This is a genomic window from Mucilaginibacter polytrichastri (assembly GCF_001911425.1).
Classification (GTDB): Bacteria; Bacteroidota; Bacteroidia; order Sphingobacteriales; family Sphingobacteriaceae; genus Mucilaginibacter; species Mucilaginibacter polytrichastri.
Genome location: NZ_MPPL01000001.1, coordinates 2,439,738 through 2,461,817, shown reverse-complemented (window position 1 = coordinate 2,461,817; position 22,080 = coordinate 2,439,738). Strand labels below are relative to the sequence as shown.

Here is a 22,080-nt window from a genome sequence, read left to right as displayed (position 1 = left end):
AGAAACAAATATTGGTCTTAAAAAATCACCCTTGCTACGGGTTACAAGACAAAAAGCGGTAACCTGAAAGTGACTAATGGAAAAGGAATTAGAAAATGCTGACTGTCCTGTTACAGCAACGATAGCCTTATTTGGAGGGCGGTGGAAGTTGCCGATCTTATATATACTTTCCAAAAATACCAGACGTTTTGGTGAGATCCAGGTCAGGGTACCATCTATCTCAAAAAAGGTACTAACCAACCAATTAAGAGAGCTTGAGGCGGATGGCTTGATCAGCAGGAAACATTACAAGGAAATGCCTCCCCGGGTAGAGTATACACTAACTGATTTTGGAAAAACCCTTTGCCCCTTGTTAATTGATATAGCAGCCTGGCAAAGAAAAAGGATCGAATATGCTGATCAAGGAGAAGTAAAGCTTTTCAATTAAGTGCGTAACCAAAACTCCTGATAAACATCATTGTAGAGTAGTCGGAGGGAAATCAAGAGGACGGTTCTGGAAAAAGCGCTTCAGGAAAAAGTTCAAAATCCCATAAATATCGGTAAATCCCTAATTTATTGATCTGTATGAAGTCCAAGGATCGTTTTGATGCTGTTCTTAGGCTAAACAGATTCTTTAACATTCTGCAAACTCTTCAACTACTTAAACTTTTTTCCGGTAATGACGGGCGACCTTTGTTGTATGCAAAAGATCAAATTTCCCTAGATCGAGGCAGGGCAGGGACCTGTCACGATGTTGAACCTGATAAAGTTCAAAGACAAAAAAGTTTATTTTGAAGAGTATATACCGGCATTCGGTCAGGTCGTCGAACAGTTGGGCATCAAGGGCGTGAATGTTAAGTTCGTAAGCGAGGTGGTAGCCAATATAGTTGCCATTCAGGCCCTGGAGGATTCAACGCTTTATTACGTTACATTGGCAGATCTGAAACGGCTTTTTGACCGGGTCCCAAAATTTGAACGTTTCTTCCGCATACTTACCCAAAATGGATTTGACATGTTCCAGCGGCGCCTAACATTCAACCTGTCAAAAACAGCAGAGCAGCGGTATCGTGAATTTCGGAGGCATTACCCGCGCCTGGAACAGCGGATATCTCAAAAGCACATTGCCAGTTACCTGGGTATAACCGCAGCATTTCTCAGCATGATGCGTAAAGAAAAAGATCTGCTGTGACCGATCTTTAATTGTCATTTAGCTGACCACGCCTGAATTGTACAGGCGAAACCCTGGTGCGCTGTCTGAACAGTTTATTAAATGATTGCGGATGTTCGAATCCCAAATGGTAAGCTATCTCTGCTGTGGTCAGGGTTGTATGGTTTAGCAACCCTTTGGCTTTCTCGATCAGTGCCAGGTGGATATGCTGCTGCGTGGTTTTGCCGGTGAGTGCTTTAAGCATATCCGAGAGATAACGCTGTGACACGTTCAAATGCGTAGCAATATCCTGCGGCGAAGGTAAACCGTTAATGACCGTACCGGCACCCTCGAAATGCGCATTCAACCAAGCGTGCATGCGGCTGATCAGGTCATGGTGCATATTTTTCCGGGTCAGGAATTGCCGGTTGTAAAAACGGTTACTGTGGTTGAGCAACAGTTCGAGCTGCGATACCAGTACATTTTCGCTGAACTGATCAATATGATTATCCAATTCTGTCGCGATAGCACGAAACAGCATTTCCAGTACCTGTTTTTCTTTTTCTGACAGGAACAATGCCTCAGCTACTGCATAATCAAAGAACCCATAGCTATGGATACCTTTCGCCAACGAGTGACCATCTAACAGTCCGGGATGAAAATACAGGGCGTAACCCTGGTAGTCCCCGGGATCGGCCGTCATTTGTACGACTTGCCCCGGTGCTAAAAAAGCCATACCGCCATCCTTAAAATCGTAAGTACCCGGCCCGTATTTAACGCTGCCGTTAAAATCTTTTTTAAAAGTGATCTTGTAAAAGTCGAGCATGAACCAGCAGCCGGCATCCCGCAGGTCGATCTTGACCTGGTCATAGTTGACCAGGGCCATCATCGGATGTGCAGGCGGATCTAATAGAAGCCTGCGCATCAGGTCAGAAATATTATTAAACTTCAACGGTTTATCCATACGATCTGGCAATTCGTTCACTTATTCGACCATGATAAAGATAAGGGTTTAACCTTGAACAGACGGGCGGATCACAACATCACCTATGTCCACGTTTTCCGGTTGCTCAATAGCGTAAGCGATCGCGCTTGCAACTGCTTCAGCGGGAATGGCCATTTGATCCGCATTCTGCTGAATCGTATTTCTTACATCCTCATTTTTGATATTACTGGCAAATTCGGTGGCTACATAACCCGGCGATATCCCGGTTACCCGCCAGCGGCCCTGCGACTCCTGGCGTAATGCTTCGGTGATGGTACGCACCGCGTTTTTAGTTCCGGCATAAACGCCCATGGTGGGTACAATGCTGATACCAGCAGTAGAGATCACGTTAATGATGTGGCCGCAGCCCTGTTCTTTAAAAATGGGTAACGCTGCGGCAATCCCATATAAAGTGCCTTTCAGGTTAACATCGATCATCTGCTCCCAGCCATCCACATCCAGTTCCTCCATTTTATATAATTGGCTGATGCCCGCATTATTGATCATTACATCAAGCCTGCCAAACCGCTCAACAGCTAATGCAGTGAGTTTAGCCACATCTTCCCGGCGCGTCACGTCTATTTCCAAAAAAGTAGCCTCGCCGCCGTTTTGTTCAATGGTCTCTACGATAGTTTTCAGCCTGTCTTCTCTGCGTGCTCCTAAAACTACTTTCGCGCCTTGTGCAGCTAATAACTCTGCTGTTGCTTTACCTATTCCGCTGCTGGCACCTGTTATGGCAATTACTTTATTTTCGATCCCGTTTTTCATAAAGCAAAGTTCAGGAAACGGATAGTGCTTATTGTAGCCGAAATTGCCTGATGTGTAGCCGTTTTGGCAAAAGTAAGATCCAAACCTTAAATGTGCTGATCTGACCGCCCCTTGTTGTTCATTTCGGTTACGAATGCCCTTGTTTTGGTTACGGGGCACCTTGGATACTGAATAGGGTTGCCCTACGACATCTTATCAATTATGTATGTGAGAAATTTGTACCCCAGGCCGACCGGATGATTTGGAGAAGATTGTTTGCGATTAGTTGATGATTAAAAAGGTTACTACTTTATGATAAGAATTCTTTAAGGCTATGGTTATCAACTATAAAACTTTTCTGGATGCAAAAATGAACTTTTCCTAATGAGTAATCGGGTTTAGTTTGTCATTACCCTAAGATTTGAATAAATGCAACAGCTCAAAAAGCTAGCTACTTTTTCGAGGAGAACTGCTAATCAAATTTATATATAGTTAGTTGCCATTCAAACTATACCTGTCATAAAATGTTGTGATCAATGGCAATAACTACTCAATTTTAAGAACTTTTATGAACTCAATTATACTTGATTTTGAGCAGGCTAAATCCAAGCACCTACTATTTAAGTCAAGATTAAGATCTATTCTTTACAACATCCCTGTAGAGGAAGGTCCGGTACTTAGTCATCACGAGTGCAGTGTAGGCAAATGGATCTACGGGCATGCCTTGGTGGCCTACGGCCATATACCGGAAATGCATGAACTCGAAATGGTTCACGCAGATATTCATATCAGCGCGCGAAAGCTGGTCGCCATGCACAAAGACGGCAAAACGAAAGAGGCCCGCGATGGCTTATCTGAAATGGAGGTCGTCGCTGATCAACTCGTGCATTTACTTGGTTTGATCGAGAAAAAGCTCAAGAACTATCCCGACAATCAATTAATAAGCCCCGAACTAAAGATAAAACCGGAAGAATACAATGATCTGTTGCGGTCTAACGCTGAGTTGGATAAGCGCATCAAGCAACAGATCGCTGAAAATAATGAATCCGCTATCAAATATGATGCGGTATTGGCGGCTCTGCATGAGGGTATTGTGATTCAAAACGCTGAAGGCGTACTGATCTCTGCCAATCAAAGTGCTGAAAGATTGCTTGGAATGACAGCTAACCAGATGCGGAGACTGACCTCTATATCGCCGGATTGGCCTACAATAGCCGAAAATGGCCAACCGCTTCCAGGTGAATTGCACGCGCCAATGCTTGCGTTAAAAACCGGCTTACCTCAGATCAATCAAATACTTGGAGTTATAAGAAAAGACAATGTCATTGTATGGTTAAGCGTCAACGCTCAGCCGCTGATCGATAAGCAAAATAATGAGATCATTGGTGTGGTATCATCTTTCTTTGATGTGACCGCCGCGAGAGAGGCCGAAGCTTTACTTAAAGAGAGCTTTAGCGAACAACAGGCACTTAATGAGGAACTTGCCGCCTCTAACGAGGAACATGCTGCCGTCAATGAAGAACTACTTTCTACTAACGAAGAATTAGTTCTTATCCAGGAAAGCAGCCGGCAATTATTGGTACAGGTGGAGGCGAGTGAAACCCGCTTTAGGTTTATGCTCAATGCTATCCCGCAGCAGGTATGGACAGCAAGTCCCGATGGCGCGCTAAATTATGTCAATCAAGTGGTTTGTGACGATTTCGGCTACAATACAAGTGAAATAGTTGGCCAAGGCTGGCAGGCTTTTATACATCCGGATGATCTGCAGAATTGCCTAAATAAATGGATCAGGGCGCTGGAGACAGGAACCGAATACTTAGTCGAATTCCGCTTAAAATTCAAAAATGGTGATTATGTCTGGCACTTAGCCAGAGCTTTGCCTTATGCCCAGGACCATGAAGTTACCTTGTGGCTGGGTACAAATACAAACATCGATCTTCAAAAAACAAACGAACAGCGGAAAGACGAATTCCTGTCCATTGCCAGCCACGAATTAAAAACACCGCTGACGAGTATCAAAGCCTATAACCAGATCGTGCAGAAGATAAGCGACCCGGAAAAATTAAAACCCTTCCTGAAAAAATCCGCAGACCATATCGCCCGGCTGGAACGCCTGATCAGCGATTTGCTGGATGTCACCAAGATTAATGCCGGTAAGGTATTTTATGCACAGGAGCCAATCAGTATTCGCGATCTGATCATACATAGTATTGAAAGCATCCAGCATACCATTGGCAGTCATGAGATCATTGTGGAGACTGTCCCAGACATAAGTTATATTGGCGACCAGTTGCGATTGGAGCAGGTACTGCACAATTTTATAAGCAATGCGGTAAAATATTCGCCGGATGCCGATAAGATCATCGTGAATAGTAAAATTGATGAAGATAATATTATCGTCAGCATACAGGATTTTGGTATCGGGATCGCCCGGGAAAATATCGACCGCCTGTTCGATCGGTATTACCGCGTTGATAATACGGCCATGCGCTTTGAAGGCCTGGGTCTCGGCTTATTTATCTCTGCCGAGATATTGCGGAAGCACGGCGGCAGTTTTTGGATCGAGAGCGAGCCGGGTAAAGGTTCAACTTTTTATTTCCGTTTGCCGTTAAATAAAACTGAAAAGCTCCAAATCACGTGTACAACTACATTTTACCGCGACCGGCACATTACCATAAACTTTAACCAAACCCATCAGAGGTTGGATGTAGACTGGACAGGCTTTCATGATGAAGAATCTGTAAAAAAAGGCTGCCTGAAATTATTGGAATACCTGCAGAAAAATAACAGTGATCGGATTGTTAATGACAACACACACGTTATGGGCAATTGGTCTGAAGCAGCTGAATGGGTTGGTAATACATGGTTCCCTATGATGGAAAAAGCTGGACTAAAATATTTTGCTCACGTAATTTCGCCAAGTACGTTCAGCGAACTTGCTGCCCGGAAAAGCATTGACATCATGGCCGGCATCGTAACCACACAATTTTTTAGTGATGTGAGCCTGGCTGAGACCTGGATAAATGAACAAATATAATTTCGGGACTTAACGCAAATAATAAAACATCAATTAAATTATGGCCAGCCTATCGCATTAGTTGCCATATTAATTCCATTAGTTAATAAACGTGATTTTTAAAATAAGCTACAGAACAGATGACTAAACGCGGCTTGGTCTGGTTTAAAAATGATCTGAGGCTCCATGATAATGAGGCCTTAACAAGGGCGATTGAGGAATGCAGTGAAATGGTATGTTGCTATTGCCTGGAACGATCGGACTTTGACATGCTGGACCTTGGTTTCCGAAAGATGGATATGAACAGATTCAAGCTTTTAGAGCAATCTGTAATCGACTTGCAACATCATTTAGAATTGTTAGGTGCCCATCTGTTTATTGGTGCAGAGTCGGCGCTCATTACATTACCTGAACTGGTTAGTAAATATGGCATCACGGATGTTTACGCAGAAGAGCAGTATGCCAGCTACGAATTGGACCTTGTTAAGAAAATAATGGCTGCATTGCCGGAAACCAGTTTCCACTTTTTTTGGGGCAAGACTCTTTATCACAAAGACGACATTCCATTTGCAATTGACAAAATCCCACTTACAAGCAAAGCCTATCGTATACCTGCTGCACAAGAAGCAGAACCACGTGAACCTTTTGCAGTACCCGCAAGCATCAATCCGGTCAAAAAAATAAAAAGTAACGCCTTTCCCACCTGCACCGAATATGGATTCGATGACGAAGAATATAAACGCGTAACCCCATTTTTAATGGGGGGCGAATCTGCAGCTTTGGAGCGGCTGGAATATTACACCTTCAAATCCGAACTTTTAACAGGGTATAGGTGGAGCAGAAACCGATCTGACGGAATGGACTATAGTTCTAAGCTCTCTCCATACCTGGCATTGGGTTGTATCTCGCCCAGGGAGATTTATAAAAAGGTGAAAGCTTACGAGAAGGATGTAAAAAAGAACCAGAGTACCTGGTGGCTCATTTTTGAACTGGTGTGGAGGGACTATTTTACTTTTAAAGGAATGCGCTTTGGAAACCGAATCTTTAAAACGGAGGGCTATAAAAACAAAGAAATTGTTTGGGAGAATGACCCTGTAAAGTTTGAGCGATGGTGCCTGGGAACTACCGGCGTTCCTTTTATAGATGCACATATGCGGCAATTAAACCAAACCGGATTTATGAGCAACAGGGGAAGGGTGAACTGTGCAAGTTATTTCGTTTATGATCTTAAATTGAATTGGACTTGGGGTGCTTCTTATTTCGAATCGAAATTGATAGATTATGATGTAAGCTCCAATTGGATGAACTGGCATATGCAAGCCTTTGAAATATGGTACACAAATCCTGTTCACCAATCCAACAAATACAAAGCACAAGATTTTATACGTCAATGGATTCCCGAGCTTTCGTCCTATAATAATGTCGAGGTTTTGATTCCGTGGGAATACGAATTATCCAATTATCCCAAGCCAATAGAAGTGTACGATAAGTGGAGCCGGGCTATTAATCTGATCAAAAAAATTAAGCCTTAAAATATATAGTTGAATCGAAATGAAACTTTATGTTCAGCCAACGCTTGTGTAAGCCTATGGCAACTATCAAAAATATTCAACCTCTTAACGCAGAAAGTCTGTTTGATCTACTGAAAACAGGATTTGCGGATTACATTAATGGTAAATTAGGTTCCAATCTGGCTATCGATTATGCGCACGTATATGATGAGATCAATGTTTTATTTCCGGAGGTAATCGAAGGGCCAGCATTGAATATTACCGTGACGGATGTGGAACTTACTGTGACCTTATTGGCAAAGGAAACGGATTATAATACAGCGTTACTGGAAGAAAACCTAGTCGCTTTCCTAACAGAACAAGCAGGATAAATCTGCTAGCCTCTTCAGGACAAACCTAAATTAGGGTGGAAGTTGATTGTAGATTAGCTTTATATGATGATATAAAGGAGGTATTTAAACTGACCATTCTTAATGTTTACTGCTTTTTGCTAATTCGAATTGACCGAAATTTTTAGCTCGGTAATAAATTCTTTTAATTTCATCAGCAAAGTCACCGATCTCATACTTAAATAGTCTATCAACAAAATACCGTATTTTTACGATCTAAACTGGTGAACTATAAAATGGATGAGTCTACAAAAGATCAAAGCGCATTTGCCAGTCCGGATTCGATGGCAAGCCTGGATTTCGCGAAAATGGCACTTGAATCTGCGAACGTGGGTATTTGGGTGATGGATGCGGAATCACGTAATTTTACACCGTCGGATCGGACCAAAGAATTATTTGGCTTTGCATCGCATGAAGAAATGTCTTTTGATGACGCCGTGTCAAGGATCGCTGAAAAGCCCAGACAAGCGTTTTTGTCAATAGTAGATAACGCATTTAAGCTAAGGACCAGTTTTTATGCAGAATGCCCTGTCGTTATTCCGCCAGACAGGAAGACTGAATGGCTAAGCGTAACGGGTGGATTCAATACATCTGACAAAACCAACAACTATTTTTCAGGGATCATCGTTAATATTACGGAACAAAAGCAAAATGATCTGCGCCGCAGCAAATTCATTGGCATCGTCAGCCATGAGCTCAAAACGCCGCTGACTGCCTTGAAAGCTTATGTGCAAATGCTCAATACCTGGGCTAAGAAACAAAAGGATAATTTTTCGCTCGGAGCATTATCGAAAGTAGATAGGCAGGTTAAGAAAATGCTGAACATGATCAACAGTCTCCTTAATCTTTCCAGTGCCGAGGCGGGAAAGATCCATTTGAACAAACAGGCATTTTCTGTAAATGATTTAATTCATCAGGTGATCGAAGAGACCATGTTTGTAACTTCGTCTCACAATATTACGATTGATGAATGCCCGGATGTGAATATTATTGCAGACCGCGATAAAATCGAGCAGGTGATTGTGAATTTACTTAGCAATGCAGCTAAGTATTCAGGTAAAGATGAACCGATCGAGGTTGCCTGTACGATTGAAAATAATGCAATCACAATCAGCATTAGCGATAAAGGGATGGGAATCTCGCAAGAAGATATCGAGAAATTGTTTCTTCCTAATTATCGCGCGGAAACGAAGGAAATCGAGAAAATTGCCGGCTTTGGCATAGGCCTTTATTTGTGTTCTGAGATCATCACCCAACACAATGGCCGGATCTGGGTCGAAAGTGCACTTGGCCAGGGAAGTACATTCAGTTTTTCGCTGCCTTTATAACTACAGCGCTTTCGGAAAAATGATGTTAATGTTGTCCCGGCGCCAGGCTCGCTGAAGTTAATGATTTCTCCCTTAAGCATTTCGACATGGCTCCGGATCTGTATTTGATGGCATTGGTGATCAGATTTAAAAAAATACTGCAGACGTAAGCTTTATGAGCGTGAATGAAGAAAGTGCTTGGGGACACGTGGATTTGTACACTGTTGCGAGTGATCTTATCAGCCAGGTTAAGTCTCACGGTTCAAAATTGTCTTCGTAAGATCCACAGGTTCTGCATTTCGTTCTACGAAACCGTCGGTTGCATTCGGGATTTTACTCAGTTTGAGTATAACTTCATCCAGTCGTGATACAGAAGTTTTCAGGTACGTTTATTAGTGATAGTATTGAAGCCTAAGTAAACATGTGCTGAATAAGACAGTGAAACTTAAGCGGTACGCTATTACAATAGAAATGTGTATATAGATAACAAATAAAGGCGGAAATGTCTAAGACGGAATGAATGACTGACCTATATGGCAACATCTGGGTGGGAATCCCGAATCAATATATGGAGAATAAATTATTGGATTTAATAGCCAGGAATACTCAGTATTCCTGGCTATTAATTTAAGCCTGTACGATTTTTTGTTCAACCTTTTGCAGTGCCGAAATGATACCATCTTTTTGCTCTGTTAACAATTTGAGATGATCTGCATGATCGGCGTAGTCAGCGATCAATTCTTCATATTTAGAGATGGCAGCACGTTCGCCTGTTGTAATTGCTCTGAGGATCGCCTGGTCGTCATTGCTACTAAACACCTGTTTAACGTTAAGCCATGCTCTGTGTAAACCACCCAAAACACCGCCGGAATCATTATCGCCGGTTCCGCCGTGTAGCGCAATGTGTTCTTTTAGTTCGGCAGCGTATACAATACGTTCGCCGGATAACTGCGAAAGGAAGGCCTTTAGGTCAGGCGTAGCGGTCGCTTCCGCCGCGTCATGATAACCTTCTTTACCATCGTTTACTAAAACCAGTAGGTCTCGTAAATCATTGATGACTTCTTCTTTGCTTTTAAGCGAGGACTTTTTTATGCTTTCCATAGTGTGGTTTTATTTAAATTGGTATATGCAATTACTCAGCCACTAGCGTATCGGTATAATATATTCCTCACGATAAACATACATCATAACCGTGTTAAGGAGCATTTGCAAGAATATTGTATCGAAAAAAATAATTTTTTATTTTTTATTTTTTTTGAATAATTTAATAAATGGAGAGTTTAACCTTTCCAATGAATCTTTAAAAGAAGACTTCTCACTGCTTACACAAGCATTTGATGCCGCTAATACCGGAATTGTTTTAACAGATAACAGGTTGCCGGACAATTCTATTATATATTGTAACAAAGCGTTTGAGCAAATGACCGGCTAAAGCAGGGCGGAGATTATTGGACACAACTGTCGCTTTTTACAGAAAGACGATCGTGAGCAGGAGCAACGTGGAAAATTACGGGATGCTATTCGTACTGGTCAAAAATTGTGTCGTTGATATTCGAAACTACAAAAAGCATTGCGCAAAAATGAGGAAACCAAATAGCTGCCCGTTATCGTAATATCGGCAAGTCGTGATGGTCAGGAAATTGCAACCGATGCGGGGGCCGATGAATTTTTGGCTAAACCTTTTGACCTGGATAAGCTATTAAAGAAAATTCAGCACCATTTAATCGAAAGCCGCTAATGTTAATTGTATCAGCTATTAATGGGGTACCTTAATAAACCACTGCACAGTAATCATGGTTATTTTTTAAGTTTTACAACGAAGGTAGAACCTAACCCTAATATTGATTTAACAGTGATTGTACTGTTAAGAAGGTAGAGTAAGTCCTTAACGGTAGATAACCCTATACCTGAACCTTGTTTTCCAAACTGATCTTTAGCATCGAGCGTAAAATTATTATCAAAGATTTTATCAAGATACTTCGAAGGTATGCCTATGCCGTTATCCTCTACCGACAGTTCGTAACAGTCAGGTTCATCCCTAAAATGTATCTTGATGATCGAGTTTTTTTTATCATTGTAACGTACTGCATTACTCACCAGATTCATCAGGATCTGTTCAAAGGCAATAAGCGAAAAATTAATCGTGTGTTCTGCGTCAGGTAGAGAAATATTTATGTGATCCGGAATTACGAGTAGCTTCAACACTTTATCAATTGAGATATTTACCTTAAATTCTTGTCTTTTTTCCAGTAATAATAAAGGGTTTTTTGAATAGGCCATCATCTCCTCGATCAGCTCAAGCATATTATCCGAAGCGGCAATATTTAAGTTAACCAGTCGCAGGCACCCTTCATGCTGCGTTATTTCCTGCCGAAGTCTGAGCGCCTGTGAAGTGAGTTTAATACTGCTTAACGGATTTTTTAAATCATGAGCAGCCATTGATGCGAATTTTTGGATCAACACATTAGCATTCTTTAATTCCTGATTTGTTTTCTCTAATTCATAAACTTTCTTGCGTAATTCAATTTTGTCAACAACCTGTTTAGCCAATGCTTTCAGGGCACTGATCTGCTCGTCAGTAAAATCATGCGGCTTTTGATCCATGACACAAAGCGTTCCTAAAGCGAAGCCACCATCATTGATCAGCGGAACACCTGCATAGAACGTTACATTAGCATCCGTTACTACTGGATTATCTGCAAAGCGCGCATCATTCATCGCATTTGGTATAACCAGGATGTCGTCCGTACCTGCAATAGTATGCGTGCAAAAAGAAAGATCGCGGAAGTTCTCTGTAAGCGTAGTGCCAATATGTGATTTAAACCACTGCCGCTTCTCATCAATAAATGTAATGAGGGAAATGGGTGTGTGGCAGATTGCAGAGGCAATTGACGCAATAGCATCAAAATCCCGCTCTTCGCCACTATCAATGATGTTATAGGACTGAAGAGCAACTAATCTTTCAGCCTCATTCTTCGGTATCGGCAATCCTTTTATCTCCATAGCTATGACTGTCCAAATATACGGCATTAGAAATCATTCGGTTATACGAAGGTATAAAGCATTGTAGCTGGCACTATAATAGAGCATTTGATATAGAACTATAGTATTTTGATGGCAAAACGAATATTGATCCTGGATGATGACCAGCAAATTTTAGATGTTGTTTCCTTTCTATTAATTGATAGCGGATATGACGTACAGACACTGGACTCGGGAGAGCAAATATTTTCCATCATTGAACAGTTCCATCCGGACCTTGTACTTATGGATGTGATGTTAGCGAATATGGATGGACGGGTGATTTGTAAGGACTTAAAAGAATTTGAGGGAACTAATGGTATACCTATAATTCTAATCTCAGGAACGCATGACCTGGCGGAGTCGCTTCATCAAATCGGAGCACCCAACGATTTTTTATCAAAACCTTTTGATATAGATGTTTTATTGAGCAAAATAATCGATCAATTGAAATAGCCTCTTTTTCAACACAGTATTTAGTCTCACACGGAATTTTGTATTATCAAGATTGTTGATAGATCATTGACAATACAAAATTCACTGATTGGTAACGCTAATCAATGAAAGCACAATGTTCAAAAATATGTATAAATCTAAAAAAGTAGAAGCATATGGATACCGCAATTTTCAAATGGAATAGACATTAATAGACAACATAACAAGTCTTTTAAAAAGATGCGCGTAAATTCTTAATACAGTCTCTTTTAAAGTTAGGTTAGTCCTTCAATTCGCTGGCCATTGCAACATCTTTTTGATTGTCCAAAGCCTCTAAGCGTGTTGCCAGTGCTGCGCGCATATCCCGATAAGCATCTCCGCCCAAAGCAAGTCTTAAAGGTACTGGTGATATATTTACACAATTAATCATTTCCTGAACCGTTTTGTTTACATCGCCTTTGATCGGGAAGCTGCCGGCTTCCACAGCCCTGCGAACATCGCCTGCAGGAGTATTATCATATGCGTCCATAATTGGGGCAGTTACCATTGCAGTGGCGAAAGATGTTTTATGTGCACCTGGTTCTATGATCGTTACGCCGATATTTAAAGGTGCAACTTCTTTGGCCAGCGTTTCGCAATATCCTTCAATTGCCCACTTTGTTAGATGGTAATAGCTGAAATTTGGATAAGTTGTTTGACCGCCAGCGGATGATAATTGTAGTACATGCCCGCTACCCTGCGCACGCAAGTAAGGCAACGCCGCCCTGATTACCTGTACAGAGCCGGTAATATTGGTATCTATCTGTTGTTTAATTTGTTCGTCACTTGCTTCTTCAGCAGCGCAAAATAATGCATATCCGGCATTGTTTACAATCACATCGATTTGTCCTAAATCGGCAAATGCCTTTTTAACAACTTCTTTTATTTGTAAAGTATCGGTAACATCCAGTTTTTCTACCCAGATCCTGTCGCCGTATTGCGCTTTAAGGTCATTCAGCGCATTGGGTTTGCGCACAGTGGCGGCAACGGTATGGCCCTGCGCCAGTAATTTTTCTGTTAATATTCTTCCCAACCCGGTTGATGTACCGGTGATAAACCATGTTTTCATGTGTAGCCTGTTTAATAATATGTAACAAAACTACCACATCAATCATAGCTCGTTCGAACCCTATTCAAACCAATGCAGACCCAAATCAAACCATTAACGGAGCGATGATGGTGTTTGACCCGTATGTAACCGGAATGCCCTTGTAAAATGTGTAGCTTCTTCAAAACCAAGGCTATTACTGATTTGACTGATCGACCAGTTAGAATGCAGCAGTAATGTCCGGGCTTCCTGCATTATACGTTCATTAATGAACTGCGTGGTGGTTCGGCCGGTAACTTCTTTTAATACGCGGTTTAAATAATTGACGTGTACAAAGAGCCGGTCGGCATAATCTTGTGGAGTTCGCAAAGTGATTTGCTGATTCGGATAAGTTAAAGGGAACTGACTGGCAAGCAGGTTTTTAAACAGGTCGGTTAATCGGGTACCAGCTGTTTGACTGCGGCGTTCCGCCTCCGGCTCGAGTTTTAGCGCGCCGTGGATACATTCGAGCACATATAGAAACAACAGGTCATATTTATGGACATAATTTGCTGCCTGCTCATTGATCATTTTTATAAAAAGCTTTTCGAAAAAAACCTTGTCCGCTTCTGCTAACTTAAATACAGATTGAGCGTTTCCATTAAAAACCGCCCAATCTGTTGGACGGATATGTGTATGCAGCGGTAAAAAGTCCTCTGTAAACATACAGGCGTAGCCGTTGCAGACTCCTTCGTGTACATCCCACCGGTATGGGTCATCTCTGTTGGTAAATACCAACGCCCAGTCATCCACATTGAACACGTATTCCTGCCCTCTGTAGAAATAAGAAGTGTTGCCGTTGATCAGCGAAATTTTATAAAAATCCTTGCGGCTGTAAATCGCTGTGGCTGCAACACTTTCGGCAGAAAAATCTTCCAGGTGCACTGCCACAAAATGCCCGCCTTTATGATTATCCTGACTAAGAATTGATGGCGCGTAAATGTCAATGGAATGTTGATCAATCATATTCAAAGATAAAAAGCTTTTTTACAATCGGCCTTTTCACAAAACACAGCTACAGATAGTTTATTGATCGGCTTAACATTCGTATAGCGTTGTTAATGGTGATTGCCTTCAGCAGCACTTTGGGTTATTCTGTCCAGTAGTTTGTGCACCTGCTTGCCCTTCTCAAAATCAGGCGCAAACTGTGTATTGTTTTTAATATTATTTAGCACTGCTTGATAAGCATAATACAAACCGCGCACGGGCTGTTCCGGATCAGCTATCTCTTTAGCTAGAAATTCAGCAGGAATGTCCAGGTCTTGCAATTGTTGCCCGGATAGCGCATATTGTAGTTTAACCGGTGATAACTGGTAATGTCCCAAACCTCCGCTGATCACAATATCGCCTTTGTGCCATTGATCTCCCATAGCAAATTTGTACCTGCCGACACACTGCTGCGGTAGTGAATATTTGCTACTATTTCCCCTTCAAGGATTCCGGAAACTATGATCTGGTCATTGCTAAGCTGCGGAAACTTTTCTCCGGTCGTTAATAATCCAAAGCTCTTTTCCAACATAATACATTAATAAAAAAGTTAAACAAAAGTATGTTTGTGCTTGCTGTACTACAATATGTACACGCCATAAATATGCTGTATTACAGTTTGTTATAAGTATTTCATTGCGTCTTTTTTATTTTCTTGGTGAATTTTTGAATGACGCAACGAATGACGCAATAGAGTTTTGCGATTGTATGAGAGTTTTGGTAGGTAATGGCAAAGAAAAAGCCCTTTAAATTTTCAATTAAAGGGCTTAAATCACTTTTTTAATGTTTTCAGCGGAGAGTTAGGGTTCAGAACCTATGCGCTCTACGCTTTACTGACGCTGTTTTTGGCTATTTTTTCGAAACTACGCTACGAATGACGCAGTTTCTATCGTTTTGCCTTATGGCGGAGAGCTAGGGATTCGAACCTGCGCTCTTATGTATTCATTATCAGTATTTTACATTTTAAAAAGTTCCTTACTCTACGAATGACGCATTTAGCAAGTTTACTCTAATTGTTAAGTCAAATATAGCTAATTTTCATCTTTTTTTAAATTTATTTAATTTTTTAGTTTTCTAATTTATTGATCGATGTTTATTAAAAGGTTCGGGATCTTGCATTTCAATAAACCATTGATTTTTAAATAATTTGTAAAATTATAATGCGCTTTCAACGCTCAGAAAAATGCCTTTATACTTATTTAAAATTGGATATTCCGTAACACCTGACCAAGCAATTCTGTAGGATTTAGAGCACCGATTTGTGCAGTTGAAGTTTAAATTTTCAGTTAAGAATCATTGATATGGTCAAAGTGTCGGTGAACTAACCGCTCGATAATCCGGAACGAGGTAACAATGGATGCAGGAATGTCCAATCTTACCTAAAAAATTTGTATTCATCTAAACTGTACAATTATTATACAAATAAAATTTTTACATAAACATAGAATGTAAATGGCTGCTTCAATATTGAAAATATGTAAACTATTTTTTGAACAATTTATTGATAGAGATTTTGAGTGTAATTCTTTGAAAGTTCTTAAATTACGCCATTAATCAAAATCTAATCTTATCACAATGGAAAGTAATATTATTAAGGTCCGCCTTGATGACAACACAGAATGTTTGTTTGAAGTGACGGCAACTTCAGGCCGCGAAAGTGTATCAGCGCTTGATGAAATCTTCGATTTTCAACAAGTTAAACAGCAAATACAATTATTAAGCAGTTCTCTTTTAGAAATGCTTAAATCAGTTAGCCCAACTAAAGCATCATTGGAATTCGGAATTGAACTTAGCGTTGAAAGTGGAAAACTAACGAGCCTTATTGTCAAAGGTTCTGGCAAAGGAAATATTAAAATTACACTGGAATGGGAAAAAGAACCGAACGTTTAGAATATGGAAAAGTTCAAGGCCCTGCTTGAAAAAAGTTGTGTAAAAATCTTAAGCGCCCAAGGCAATCTTTTAGGGTCTGGCTTCTTTATTAGCAAAACAGAAGTCCTTACCGCCGGACACGTCGTTAAGGGTGCAAGCGGTTGTATTATACATTATCCGGAAATTGAAAAAAGTTATTCCGGATTTGAGATCAAATATTCCGATTTTGATTATGCAATTATCAAAATTTTAGATAGCGACCCGATACAATGTGTTTTTTTAGGCACCGACATCAATCTCAATGATGATTTACTTGCTTACGGCTATTCTGCAGAAAATTTATACGGAGAAAACCTAATATTGACACTGGAAGGTGCTAGCAGCAATAAGGAGGGTGTTTTCAAACTAAAAATGAAAAACGGCCAGGTTTCCAAAGGAAATAGCGGCTCACCAGTTCTTTGCCTACAATCGGGACAAGTCATAGGAATTATTTGCGAAACGCGAAGCCGGCTATCTGCTGAAGGCGGGTACTTTGTGGGCATGGAAACTGTTTTTTCAGAACATTCCGCATTAAGATTGGACAACAGGGAATGGCATCTGCAAAACCCCTCCTGGAATCGTGCGTTTGATCTTGAACAAACTGAATTGTCATTAAGGAACGAAACCTGGAAAAAGGCACATTTCGATGTTTTTTATGGACATCATTATGATGTTGAAGATATTTTAATACAACCTTCCTATCGGGACATTGTAAATAAATTTGAAGATTTTAGTGCTCAACAAAACCAGGTTAACTTTTTCGAAAGGTGCGCGAAAATACTAAAAGAACAATCTGTGCTATTGCTTACCGGACCCTATGGATCGGGTAAGACTCTTTTAACCAAATGCCTCCAAAAGCGTCTCATTAGGAATGGTCATAATACATTATTTATAGCCGCCAATACCTTTCGCAACGAACATAACAAGTACCATGATTTAAAACAATCGCTTATTAAGCGCATGCACAATCAATCAAATCTTTATGTGCTGATCGATGCTTTTGATGAATTGCAATCCTTGGAAGGGGATCAGGGTTTGGAACTATTCGAAGATCTTGTAAGTTTAGTAAGTGAACGGGGTGGGTATCTTATAGTGAATTACAGGACGTTAATGTCGGATGATTTTAAAGAGCAATATGGTTATTTAACTCTATTGCTTAGAACCGCATTAAATTGCGCCGAGATAAAAATGATTAATCTGGTCGAGTTCGGGAACTCAGAGATTGAGAAATGGATGGAAAATTACTCTAGGTTAAGAACACGTGATGGTGATCAAAACGTTCTTCGGATGGAAGATATTAGGAACACGCACAAACACTTTATTTATGGCTGTCATAATCCACTATTTCTATACATTGTAAATCAATATTATTACAATCAAGGCAAAGACATTAATTCCATTGAAAACATCTATGATCTTTACGCAAAGTTTGTTGGTGATACTGTTCGTGGTAAGTTCAGTATGGAAACTAGCGTTGGTGCTAAGGCCTTACAACAAATTGTAAGCTATTACCTTGATTTCTTAAAGGAGATAGCTTTGAATATTGCATCGCACTCCCCCAAATTTGCAGGTAGTAACGTCGATGCTGACAATTTCTTAGACGATAACATTGAACTAATGGGCATCCCGGAAAATAAAACAGCGGATGCGGTAAAAGAAATATTTAATGTTTTGATACCTTACTCAGAAGACTTTAAATCGAAGAAAATTGATCGGGTATTATTGAACTGCTATTTTTTCGAGCAAACGAATGGCGTTTGGCGGTTTCGGGATAACAACATACTTTACTACTTCATTTCGGAGAAGCTGTTTTCTTGTATAAGCCGCACAATTACCGCCGTTGATGAACTAAAATCATTACCAGAAATTTTTGGCGAATTAAAACCTGCTGCAACAGTTCCATTGCATCCGGTTGTTATTGAACTTCTCTTAAGAAAAACGGCTGCCATCAAGGAAAAAGATAGGATCACATTTGTTTCAGCACTCCGTGACCTAATTAGTAATGAATTTATTTTGAGTGTCCCACCTAATCAATCAGAATTACATATTGATCAGTATAAGATTAATCTGGACATATTTTTGTGCATATTGTTTGTTCAGTTAAATCAGGAAAGTTACACTGGCTTAACCTTTTTCTTTAAACGTTTTACCTGGCTGTTGAGTATAGTTAAAAGAGTTAATCACAAGATGGTCGGGCTTGCTAAACGTTTTTATAAAGGTGCACGCATCATTGATGCTGAATTTCGGCGTGTAAACTTAAAGGACTGCAATTTTGATCAAACCTATTTGAAAAAAGTCACATTTATACAAACAAAACTTTACGATGTAAGAAAAGACAACAGTGCGTTTGTAAGCGTAAAATATCTTCTTTGTGATTTTGCCTACACACATATGAATCAAATTAACGGAGACATTGTGTTTGAGAGTTGTATAATCAATTCCTTAAAATTTGATGAAAACAGAGGCGCTATATTCCTTACGTTCGAAAACTGCCGAATTGAGCATTTGGAAATCTTCGGCAATAAAGGCAATAAAGTATATCTTAAATTCAAAAACTGCACTTTAGTAAATGTCTTGGTTAAAGATGCAAGGGTTAAGCAGCTATACTTGGAGACGAATAGGATTGAACATTTCCAGATTGAAACATCAAAAGTTAATTTGATGATGATTGCCAATAAATTTAAAGATGAGGAAGATCAGTTTGACATTAAACATAAGGTAGATATAATTGAAAGTTATTTTAAGCCTGAAGATATGGTTTACCCTGTAAAGGAAACGTCCGATAGAGTTTCGTAAACGGGTTTATAGCACGGAAACATTATGAATCTGTGGGATTAAACCCAGCGGCGTTAATAAGTTTGGAATTAATCAGCGTTGATTAGGCAAGGAAGCAACGGCAACGGACTTAATACATTGGTTTTTAAACGCATTTTCAAATGCATCTGTTGTTTGACTTTAATTCGTGCTCCCGACTCATTCCGCCTTGACTCTAAGAAACCTCGATAATTTGTCATCCATTTAGGAACTAAAAGAAAAAATGAAATCAGCACACGAAATTAACATTTCCTTGTAAACACATTGGTAATTTAGCTTATACTGTTATGCAAAGATGGCAGATAAAAATATTAATAATTAAGAGATGAAAAATCAATGGTTCTTATTATTGACTGTATTTGGTGTAAACAATTGTACTGCACAAAACAAAATATCTACAATTAAAAATGTAGATTATTTTACCACTGGTTCCAACAAGAGGATCGCCGAAATTAAAAAGACAGAAGATTCTTTGTTCATCACACAAAAAATGGCTGGTAATATTGTAAAAAATGAGCACTACGGAATTGCGGATGAAGAAAGAATAGGTAAATATTATTTAGTCTATATTAAGAGAAAACCACCTGTTTGGGTAGGTGCTTCACATAAAGAATTAACACATTCCAAGCCATTGCCTGTTTTTGGCCTCATTGTGTTTTATTTTTCAAATGATAAAAAAGAAATATTTGTCTTACAGGAAAGCAAACTTTATGATTCTTTAAATGATATAAAGGCTACCAACGCAAGTTCGAACTTTGATGGTAAATATTTTTATTCCTGGTATTCCAAAAAAGCTTTTGAATCCTATCAGCAATATCCTGATTTAATTGCAGCAGATCAGGTCACTGTGCAGAAGATTATCGACAATTGGGTTTCGGAAATGGAAAGCAATAAAGCAAAGATCTTGAATACGCAGGATGCGGATATTTATGGAGCCGGGCATGCACTTGACAATTTAACCAAGGTACTTATTAATAATCGTGTAAACCCGATTGCCAGCATAAGCGAACTTGATAAAAAAGCTGTTCAATATCATATCGTTATCCCGACTTTACCGGTAGAACATAAGAATTAGAGCGCTATTCTAATAGCTGCTACTGCACACAGAAAAGGGCGCACGATCATTATTGAAGGACCCAAACAATAACATAAAGTCGCAAAAGAGCCTTTGTATGAATTTCAATGAGTTGAAATATTGTAGATATGCCGATATAGATCAGGCAGCGAATATCCTGAAAAATGCCAATCGCGTCCTTGTTTTTGGAAATGCCGGCTCCGGGAAGAGTACGCTTGCCCGATCTTTGGCTATCCAACTTGGCATGACCTACATTTCTATGGATAGAGATATTTTTTGGCTTCCTGGCTGGCATCTTCGGCCAAGGGAAGAAATAGTTCAGCGAATCAAATATGCGGTGGCAGAGCCGCGATGGATTATGGATGGCAATAGCCCCGGTACGTTGCCCCTCCGATTGCCGAGAGCCGATTTAGTGATATGGCGGCGACCATCCCGATACCTCTCACTTTGGGGCGTATTCAGGCGCTGGCTATATTTTCATGGAAAAACGCGTCCCGAAATGGCATTGGATTGTCAGGAGCGGTTGGACCTGAAATTTTTGCATTATATCTGGACGTTCGAGCGGGACGAAGCACCACAATTTGAAGCGATGCTGACGGAACATGCAGCGCAAGTGCCAGTTCTGATCTTGAAGTCTTATCGGGATGGGAAAAGACTGACCGATCTTCTGTGCGGGATAATTAAAGCGGGGTGAAATTTAATTAAGGTATTATGAATTTGGTGCTAAGGCTTTCCACCAAATTCAACAATTCACTCGAATTAATACGACAACTTTCACAAATTATCTTTTTTTGCAATAAAATATTTAACCAAAGCACTACAAGTATGGTTTTCGTCCCTTAAACAATTTAAAAAATCCATTTTTAGACGAATAAATTGAAAGCTTTCCAATGAGTTTTGTAATCCGGTCATCCGGTCTAATCTATTTTGCCAAGCGAGTACTACGCGGTTATCTGCCAGTCCATTAAAAGCCAACTCTGGATCTTTTACGTTTTGTTCAAAAATCACAGTCAAACCACAGTCAACTAGATAATTACGTAACTTACTTCCCATCTCAAAATCATAAGTAAGTTGATCATATAGTTTTTTATAATGTGATTTAAAAAAAGCTTTTGTTTCTGTCGGTAAAGGGTGGTGTCCAAATAAATCATCGATTTCTACAAGTGCTATCCATCCGCCAGATTTGAGCTTTTTAATCCAATTAGATAGTACTGGCTTAAAGTTCGGAAAATAAGCGGCAGTAAAACTACACCAGATACCGTCAACATTAGGAATTTCTATATTTATTAGAATTTGGCTCAGATCCGAACTAATGAATTCTATGTTTCCTAAATTATTATTCCGTTTTGCAGACTGAAGAAGTTCCGGATTATGATCAATGCCAAAGACTTGTAAACATCGTTCACCGAGTAGCTTGGTAACATCTCCAACACCACATCCCAAATCCAATACAACATCCGTGTTTTTGATAGGAAGCTTGGTTAGGTACGATTCCCAATTTCTCCATTGATTCTGTTGTTCATATTCCTCAGTAAGCGTCATGAGATAATTTTATGTGTTCAAAAGTAAATGCTATTATAATACTAAAGCAATGAGGATTGCAGCTTTTCAATAGCTTTAAACCAAAATTAGG

20 protein-coding genes are annotated in these 22,080 nt (G+C 40.0%); 12 read left to right on the top strand and 8 right to left on the bottom strand.

Translation table 11 applies throughout. From position 1 onward, the window contains the following. Positions 1-76: 76 nt before the first annotated feature. Both RG47T_RS10620 and RG47T_RS10615 read left to right on the top strand, forming a co-directional pair. The gene (locus RG47T_RS10620) at positions 77-427 is read left to right on the top strand and encodes a winged helix-turn-helix transcriptional regulator (RefSeq protein WP_074489437.1); all 351 of its coding nucleotides are present in this window, start codon (positions 77-79) and stop codon (positions 425-427) included. A gap of 303 nt (positions 428-730) precedes the next feature. Next, positions 731-1,168 carry a Crp/Fnr family transcriptional regulator gene (locus RG47T_RS10615; protein WP_074489435.1) on the top strand — a complete coding sequence of 146 codons (438 nt, stop codon included), beginning with the start codon at positions 731-733 and terminating at the stop codon, positions 1,166-1,168. 7 nt (positions 1,169-1,175) lie between these two features. Here RG47T_RS10615 and RG47T_RS10610 read toward each other — a convergent pair whose 3' ends face one another. Both RG47T_RS10610 and RG47T_RS10605 read right to left on the bottom strand, forming a co-directional pair. Beyond that, the gene (locus RG47T_RS10610; RefSeq protein WP_074489434.1) at positions 1,176-2,090 is read right to left on the bottom strand and encodes a helix-turn-helix domain-containing protein; all 915 of its coding nucleotides are present in this window, start codon (positions 2,088-2,090) and stop codon (positions 1,176-1,178) included. Between the two features lie 48 nt (positions 2,091-2,138). Then, positions 2,139-2,879, bottom strand: coding sequence for an SDR family oxidoreductase (locus tag RG47T_RS10605; RefSeq protein WP_074489432.1), 741 nt, complete (start codon positions 2,877-2,879; stop codon positions 2,139-2,141). A 547-nt stretch (positions 2,880-3,426) separates the two neighbouring features. Between RG47T_RS10605 and RG47T_RS10600 the strand changes: the two genes are divergently transcribed. From RG47T_RS10600 to RG47T_RS10585, 4 genes are all read left to right on the top strand, one after another. Next, complete coding sequence (locus tag RG47T_RS10600) at positions 3,427-5,895, top strand: ATP-binding protein (protein ID WP_074489431.1); 2,469 nt, start codon at positions 3,427-3,429, stop codon at positions 5,893-5,895. A 119-nt stretch (positions 5,896-6,014) separates the two neighbouring features. Further along, entirely contained in the window at positions 6,015-7,406 is a 1,392-nt protein-coding gene (locus tag RG47T_RS10595) for a DASH family cryptochrome (RefSeq protein ID WP_074489429.1), read from the top strand. A 56-nt stretch (positions 7,407-7,462) separates the two neighbouring features. Next, positions 7,463-7,756, top strand: coding sequence for a hypothetical protein (locus RG47T_RS10590; protein ID WP_074489427.1), 294 nt, complete (start codon positions 7,463-7,465; stop codon positions 7,754-7,756). A gap of 254 nt (positions 7,757-8,010) precedes the next feature. Then, positions 8,011-9,102 carry a PAS domain-containing sensor histidine kinase gene (locus tag RG47T_RS10585; RefSeq protein ID WP_074489426.1) on the top strand — a complete coding sequence of 364 codons (1,092 nt, stop codon included), beginning with the start codon at positions 8,011-8,013 and terminating at the stop codon, positions 9,100-9,102. A 606-nt stretch (positions 9,103-9,708) separates the two neighbouring features. Here the strand turns inward: RG47T_RS10585 and RG47T_RS10580 are convergent. Continuing rightward, on the bottom strand, positions 9,709-10,182 hold the full coding sequence (locus RG47T_RS10580; protein WP_074489424.1) for a ferritin-like domain-containing protein: 474 nt from the start codon (positions 10,180-10,182) through the stop codon (positions 9,709-9,711). Positions 10,183-10,336: 154 nt separating this feature from the next. Here RG47T_RS10580 and RG47T_RS26695 point away from each other — a divergent pair, with 154 nt between their 5' ends. Then, the gene (locus RG47T_RS26695) at positions 10,337-10,513 is read left to right on the top strand and encodes a PAS domain-containing protein (protein ID WP_245770808.1); all 177 of its coding nucleotides are present in this window, start codon (positions 10,337-10,339) and stop codon (positions 10,511-10,513) included. Between the two features lie 365 nt (positions 10,514-10,878). Here the strand turns inward: RG47T_RS26695 and RG47T_RS10565 are convergent, their stop codons facing one another. Continuing rightward, positions 10,879-12,084, bottom strand: coding sequence for a GAF domain-containing sensor histidine kinase (locus RG47T_RS10565; RefSeq protein ID WP_074493329.1), 1,206 nt, complete (start codon positions 12,082-12,084; stop codon positions 10,879-10,881). 111 nt (positions 12,085-12,195) lie between these two features. Between RG47T_RS10565 and RG47T_RS10560 the strand changes: the two genes are divergently transcribed. Then, complete coding sequence (locus RG47T_RS10560; protein ID WP_074489420.1) at positions 12,196-12,558, top strand: response regulator; 363 nt, start codon at positions 12,196-12,198, stop codon at positions 12,556-12,558. Positions 12,559-12,817: 259 nt separating this feature from the next. Here RG47T_RS10560 and RG47T_RS10555 read toward each other — a convergent pair whose 3' ends face one another. The 3 genes from RG47T_RS10555 to RG47T_RS10545 all read right to left on the bottom strand — a co-directional run bounded on the left by RG47T_RS10555 (position 12,818) and on the right by RG47T_RS10545 (position 15,033). After that, positions 12,818-13,645, bottom strand: a complete 828-nt coding sequence (locus RG47T_RS10555; RefSeq protein ID WP_074489418.1) for an SDR family oxidoreductase — start codon at positions 13,643-13,645, stop codon at positions 12,818-12,820. Between the two features lie 93 nt (positions 13,646-13,738). Further along, positions 13,739-14,629 carry a helix-turn-helix domain-containing protein gene (locus tag RG47T_RS10550; protein ID WP_074489417.1) on the bottom strand — a complete coding sequence of 297 codons (891 nt, stop codon included), beginning with the start codon at positions 14,627-14,629 and terminating at the stop codon, positions 13,739-13,741. A gap of 92 nt (positions 14,630-14,721) precedes the next feature. Then, complete coding sequence (locus tag RG47T_RS10545; protein WP_074489415.1) at positions 14,722-15,033, bottom strand: hypothetical protein; 312 nt, start codon at positions 15,031-15,033, stop codon at positions 14,722-14,724. 1,192 nt (positions 15,034-16,225) lie between these two features. Between RG47T_RS10545 and RG47T_RS10540 the strand changes: the two genes are divergently transcribed. The 4 genes from RG47T_RS10540 to RG47T_RS10525 all read left to right on the top strand — a co-directional run bounded on the left by RG47T_RS10540 (position 16,226) and on the right by RG47T_RS10525 (position 21,141). Beyond that, entirely contained in the window at positions 16,226-16,540 is a 315-nt protein-coding gene (locus RG47T_RS10540; RefSeq protein ID WP_074489413.1) for a CU044_2847 family protein, read from the top strand. A gap of 3 nt (positions 16,541-16,543) precedes the next feature. Further along, positions 16,544-19,354, top strand: coding sequence for a serine protease (locus tag RG47T_RS10535; RefSeq protein WP_074489412.1), 2,811 nt, complete (start codon positions 16,544-16,546; stop codon positions 19,352-19,354). A 343-nt stretch (positions 19,355-19,697) separates the two neighbouring features. Further along, entirely contained in the window at positions 19,698-20,447 is a 750-nt protein-coding gene (locus tag RG47T_RS10530; RefSeq protein WP_074489410.1) for a hypothetical protein, read from the top strand. Positions 20,448-20,544: 97 nt separating this feature from the next. Then, positions 20,545-21,141, top strand: coding sequence for an nSTAND3 domain-containing NTPase (locus RG47T_RS10525; RefSeq protein ID WP_074489408.1), 597 nt, complete (start codon positions 20,545-20,547; stop codon positions 21,139-21,141). Positions 21,142-21,221: 80 nt separating this feature from the next. On the opposite strand, the gene RG47T_RS10520 is transcribed toward RG47T_RS10525, so the two are convergent. Beyond that, on the bottom strand, positions 21,222-21,989 hold the full coding sequence (locus RG47T_RS10520; protein ID WP_074489406.1) for a class I SAM-dependent methyltransferase: 768 nt from the start codon (positions 21,987-21,989) through the stop codon (positions 21,222-21,224). Positions 21,990-22,080: the final 91 nt, after the last annotated feature.

Excerpts from the sequence above, each read along its gene's own strand:
- RG47T_RS10605 (WP_074489432.1), bottom strand. The coding sequence starts at position 2,879 with ATGAAAAACGGGATCGAAAATAAAGTAATTGCCATAACAGGTGCCAGC.
- RG47T_RS10525 (WP_074489408.1), top strand. The coding sequence starts at position 20,545 with ATGAATTTCAATGAGTTGAAATATTGTAGATATGCCGATATAGATCAG.
- RG47T_RS10540 (WP_074489413.1), top strand. The coding sequence starts at position 16,226 with ATGGAAAGTAATATTATTAAGGTCCGCCTTGATGACAACACAGAATGT.
- RG47T_RS10585 (WP_074489426.1), top strand. The coding sequence starts at position 8,011 with ATGGATGAGTCTACAAAAGATCAAAGCGCATTTGCCAGTCCGGATTCG.
- RG47T_RS10530 (WP_074489410.1), top strand. The coding sequence starts at position 19,698 with ATGAAAAATCAATGGTTCTTATTATTGACTGTATTTGGTGTAAACAAT.
- RG47T_RS10600 (WP_074489431.1), top strand. The coding sequence starts at position 3,427 with ATGAACTCAATTATACTTGATTTTGAGCAGGCTAAATCCAAGCACCTA.
- RG47T_RS10565 (WP_074493329.1), bottom strand. The coding sequence starts at position 12,084 with ATGGAGATAAAAGGATTGCCGATACCGAAGAATGAGGCTGAAAGATTA.
- RG47T_RS10595 (WP_074489429.1), top strand. The coding sequence starts at position 6,015 with ATGACTAAACGCGGCTTGGTCTGGTTTAAAAATGATCTGAGGCTCCAT.
- RG47T_RS10615 (WP_074489435.1), top strand. The coding sequence starts at position 731 with ATGTTGAACCTGATAAAGTTCAAAGACAAAAAAGTTTATTTTGAAGAG.
- RG47T_RS10550 (WP_074489417.1), bottom strand. The coding sequence starts at position 14,629 with ATGATTGATCAACATTCCATTGACATTTACGCGCCATCAATTCTTAGT.
- RG47T_RS10580 (WP_074489424.1), bottom strand. The coding sequence starts at position 10,182 with ATGGAAAGCATAAAAAAGTCCTCGCTTAAAAGCAAAGAAGAAGTCATC.
- RG47T_RS10535 (WP_074489412.1), top strand. The coding sequence starts at position 16,544 with ATGGAAAAGTTCAAGGCCCTGCTTGAAAAAAGTTGTGTAAAAATCTTA.
- RG47T_RS10545 (WP_074489415.1), bottom strand. The coding sequence starts at position 15,033 with ATGGGAGATCAATGGCACAAAGGCGATATTGTGATCAGCGGAGGTTTG.
- RG47T_RS10520 (WP_074489406.1), bottom strand. The coding sequence starts at position 21,989 with ATGACGCTTACTGAGGAATATGAACAACAGAATCAATGGAGAAATTGG.
- RG47T_RS10620 (WP_074489437.1), top strand. The coding sequence starts at position 77 with ATGGAAAAGGAATTAGAAAATGCTGACTGTCCTGTTACAGCAACGATA.
- RG47T_RS10555 (WP_074489418.1), bottom strand. The coding sequence starts at position 13,645 with ATGAAAACATGGTTTATCACCGGTACATCAACCGGGTTGGGAAGAATA.
- RG47T_RS10610 (WP_074489434.1), bottom strand. The coding sequence starts at position 2,090 with ATGGATAAACCGTTGAAGTTTAATAATATTTCTGACCTGATGCGCAGG.
- RG47T_RS10560 (WP_074489420.1), top strand. The coding sequence starts at position 12,196 with ATGGCAAAACGAATATTGATCCTGGATGATGACCAGCAAATTTTAGAT.
- RG47T_RS10590 (WP_074489427.1), top strand. The coding sequence starts at position 7,463 with ATGGCAACTATCAAAAATATTCAACCTCTTAACGCAGAAAGTCTGTTT.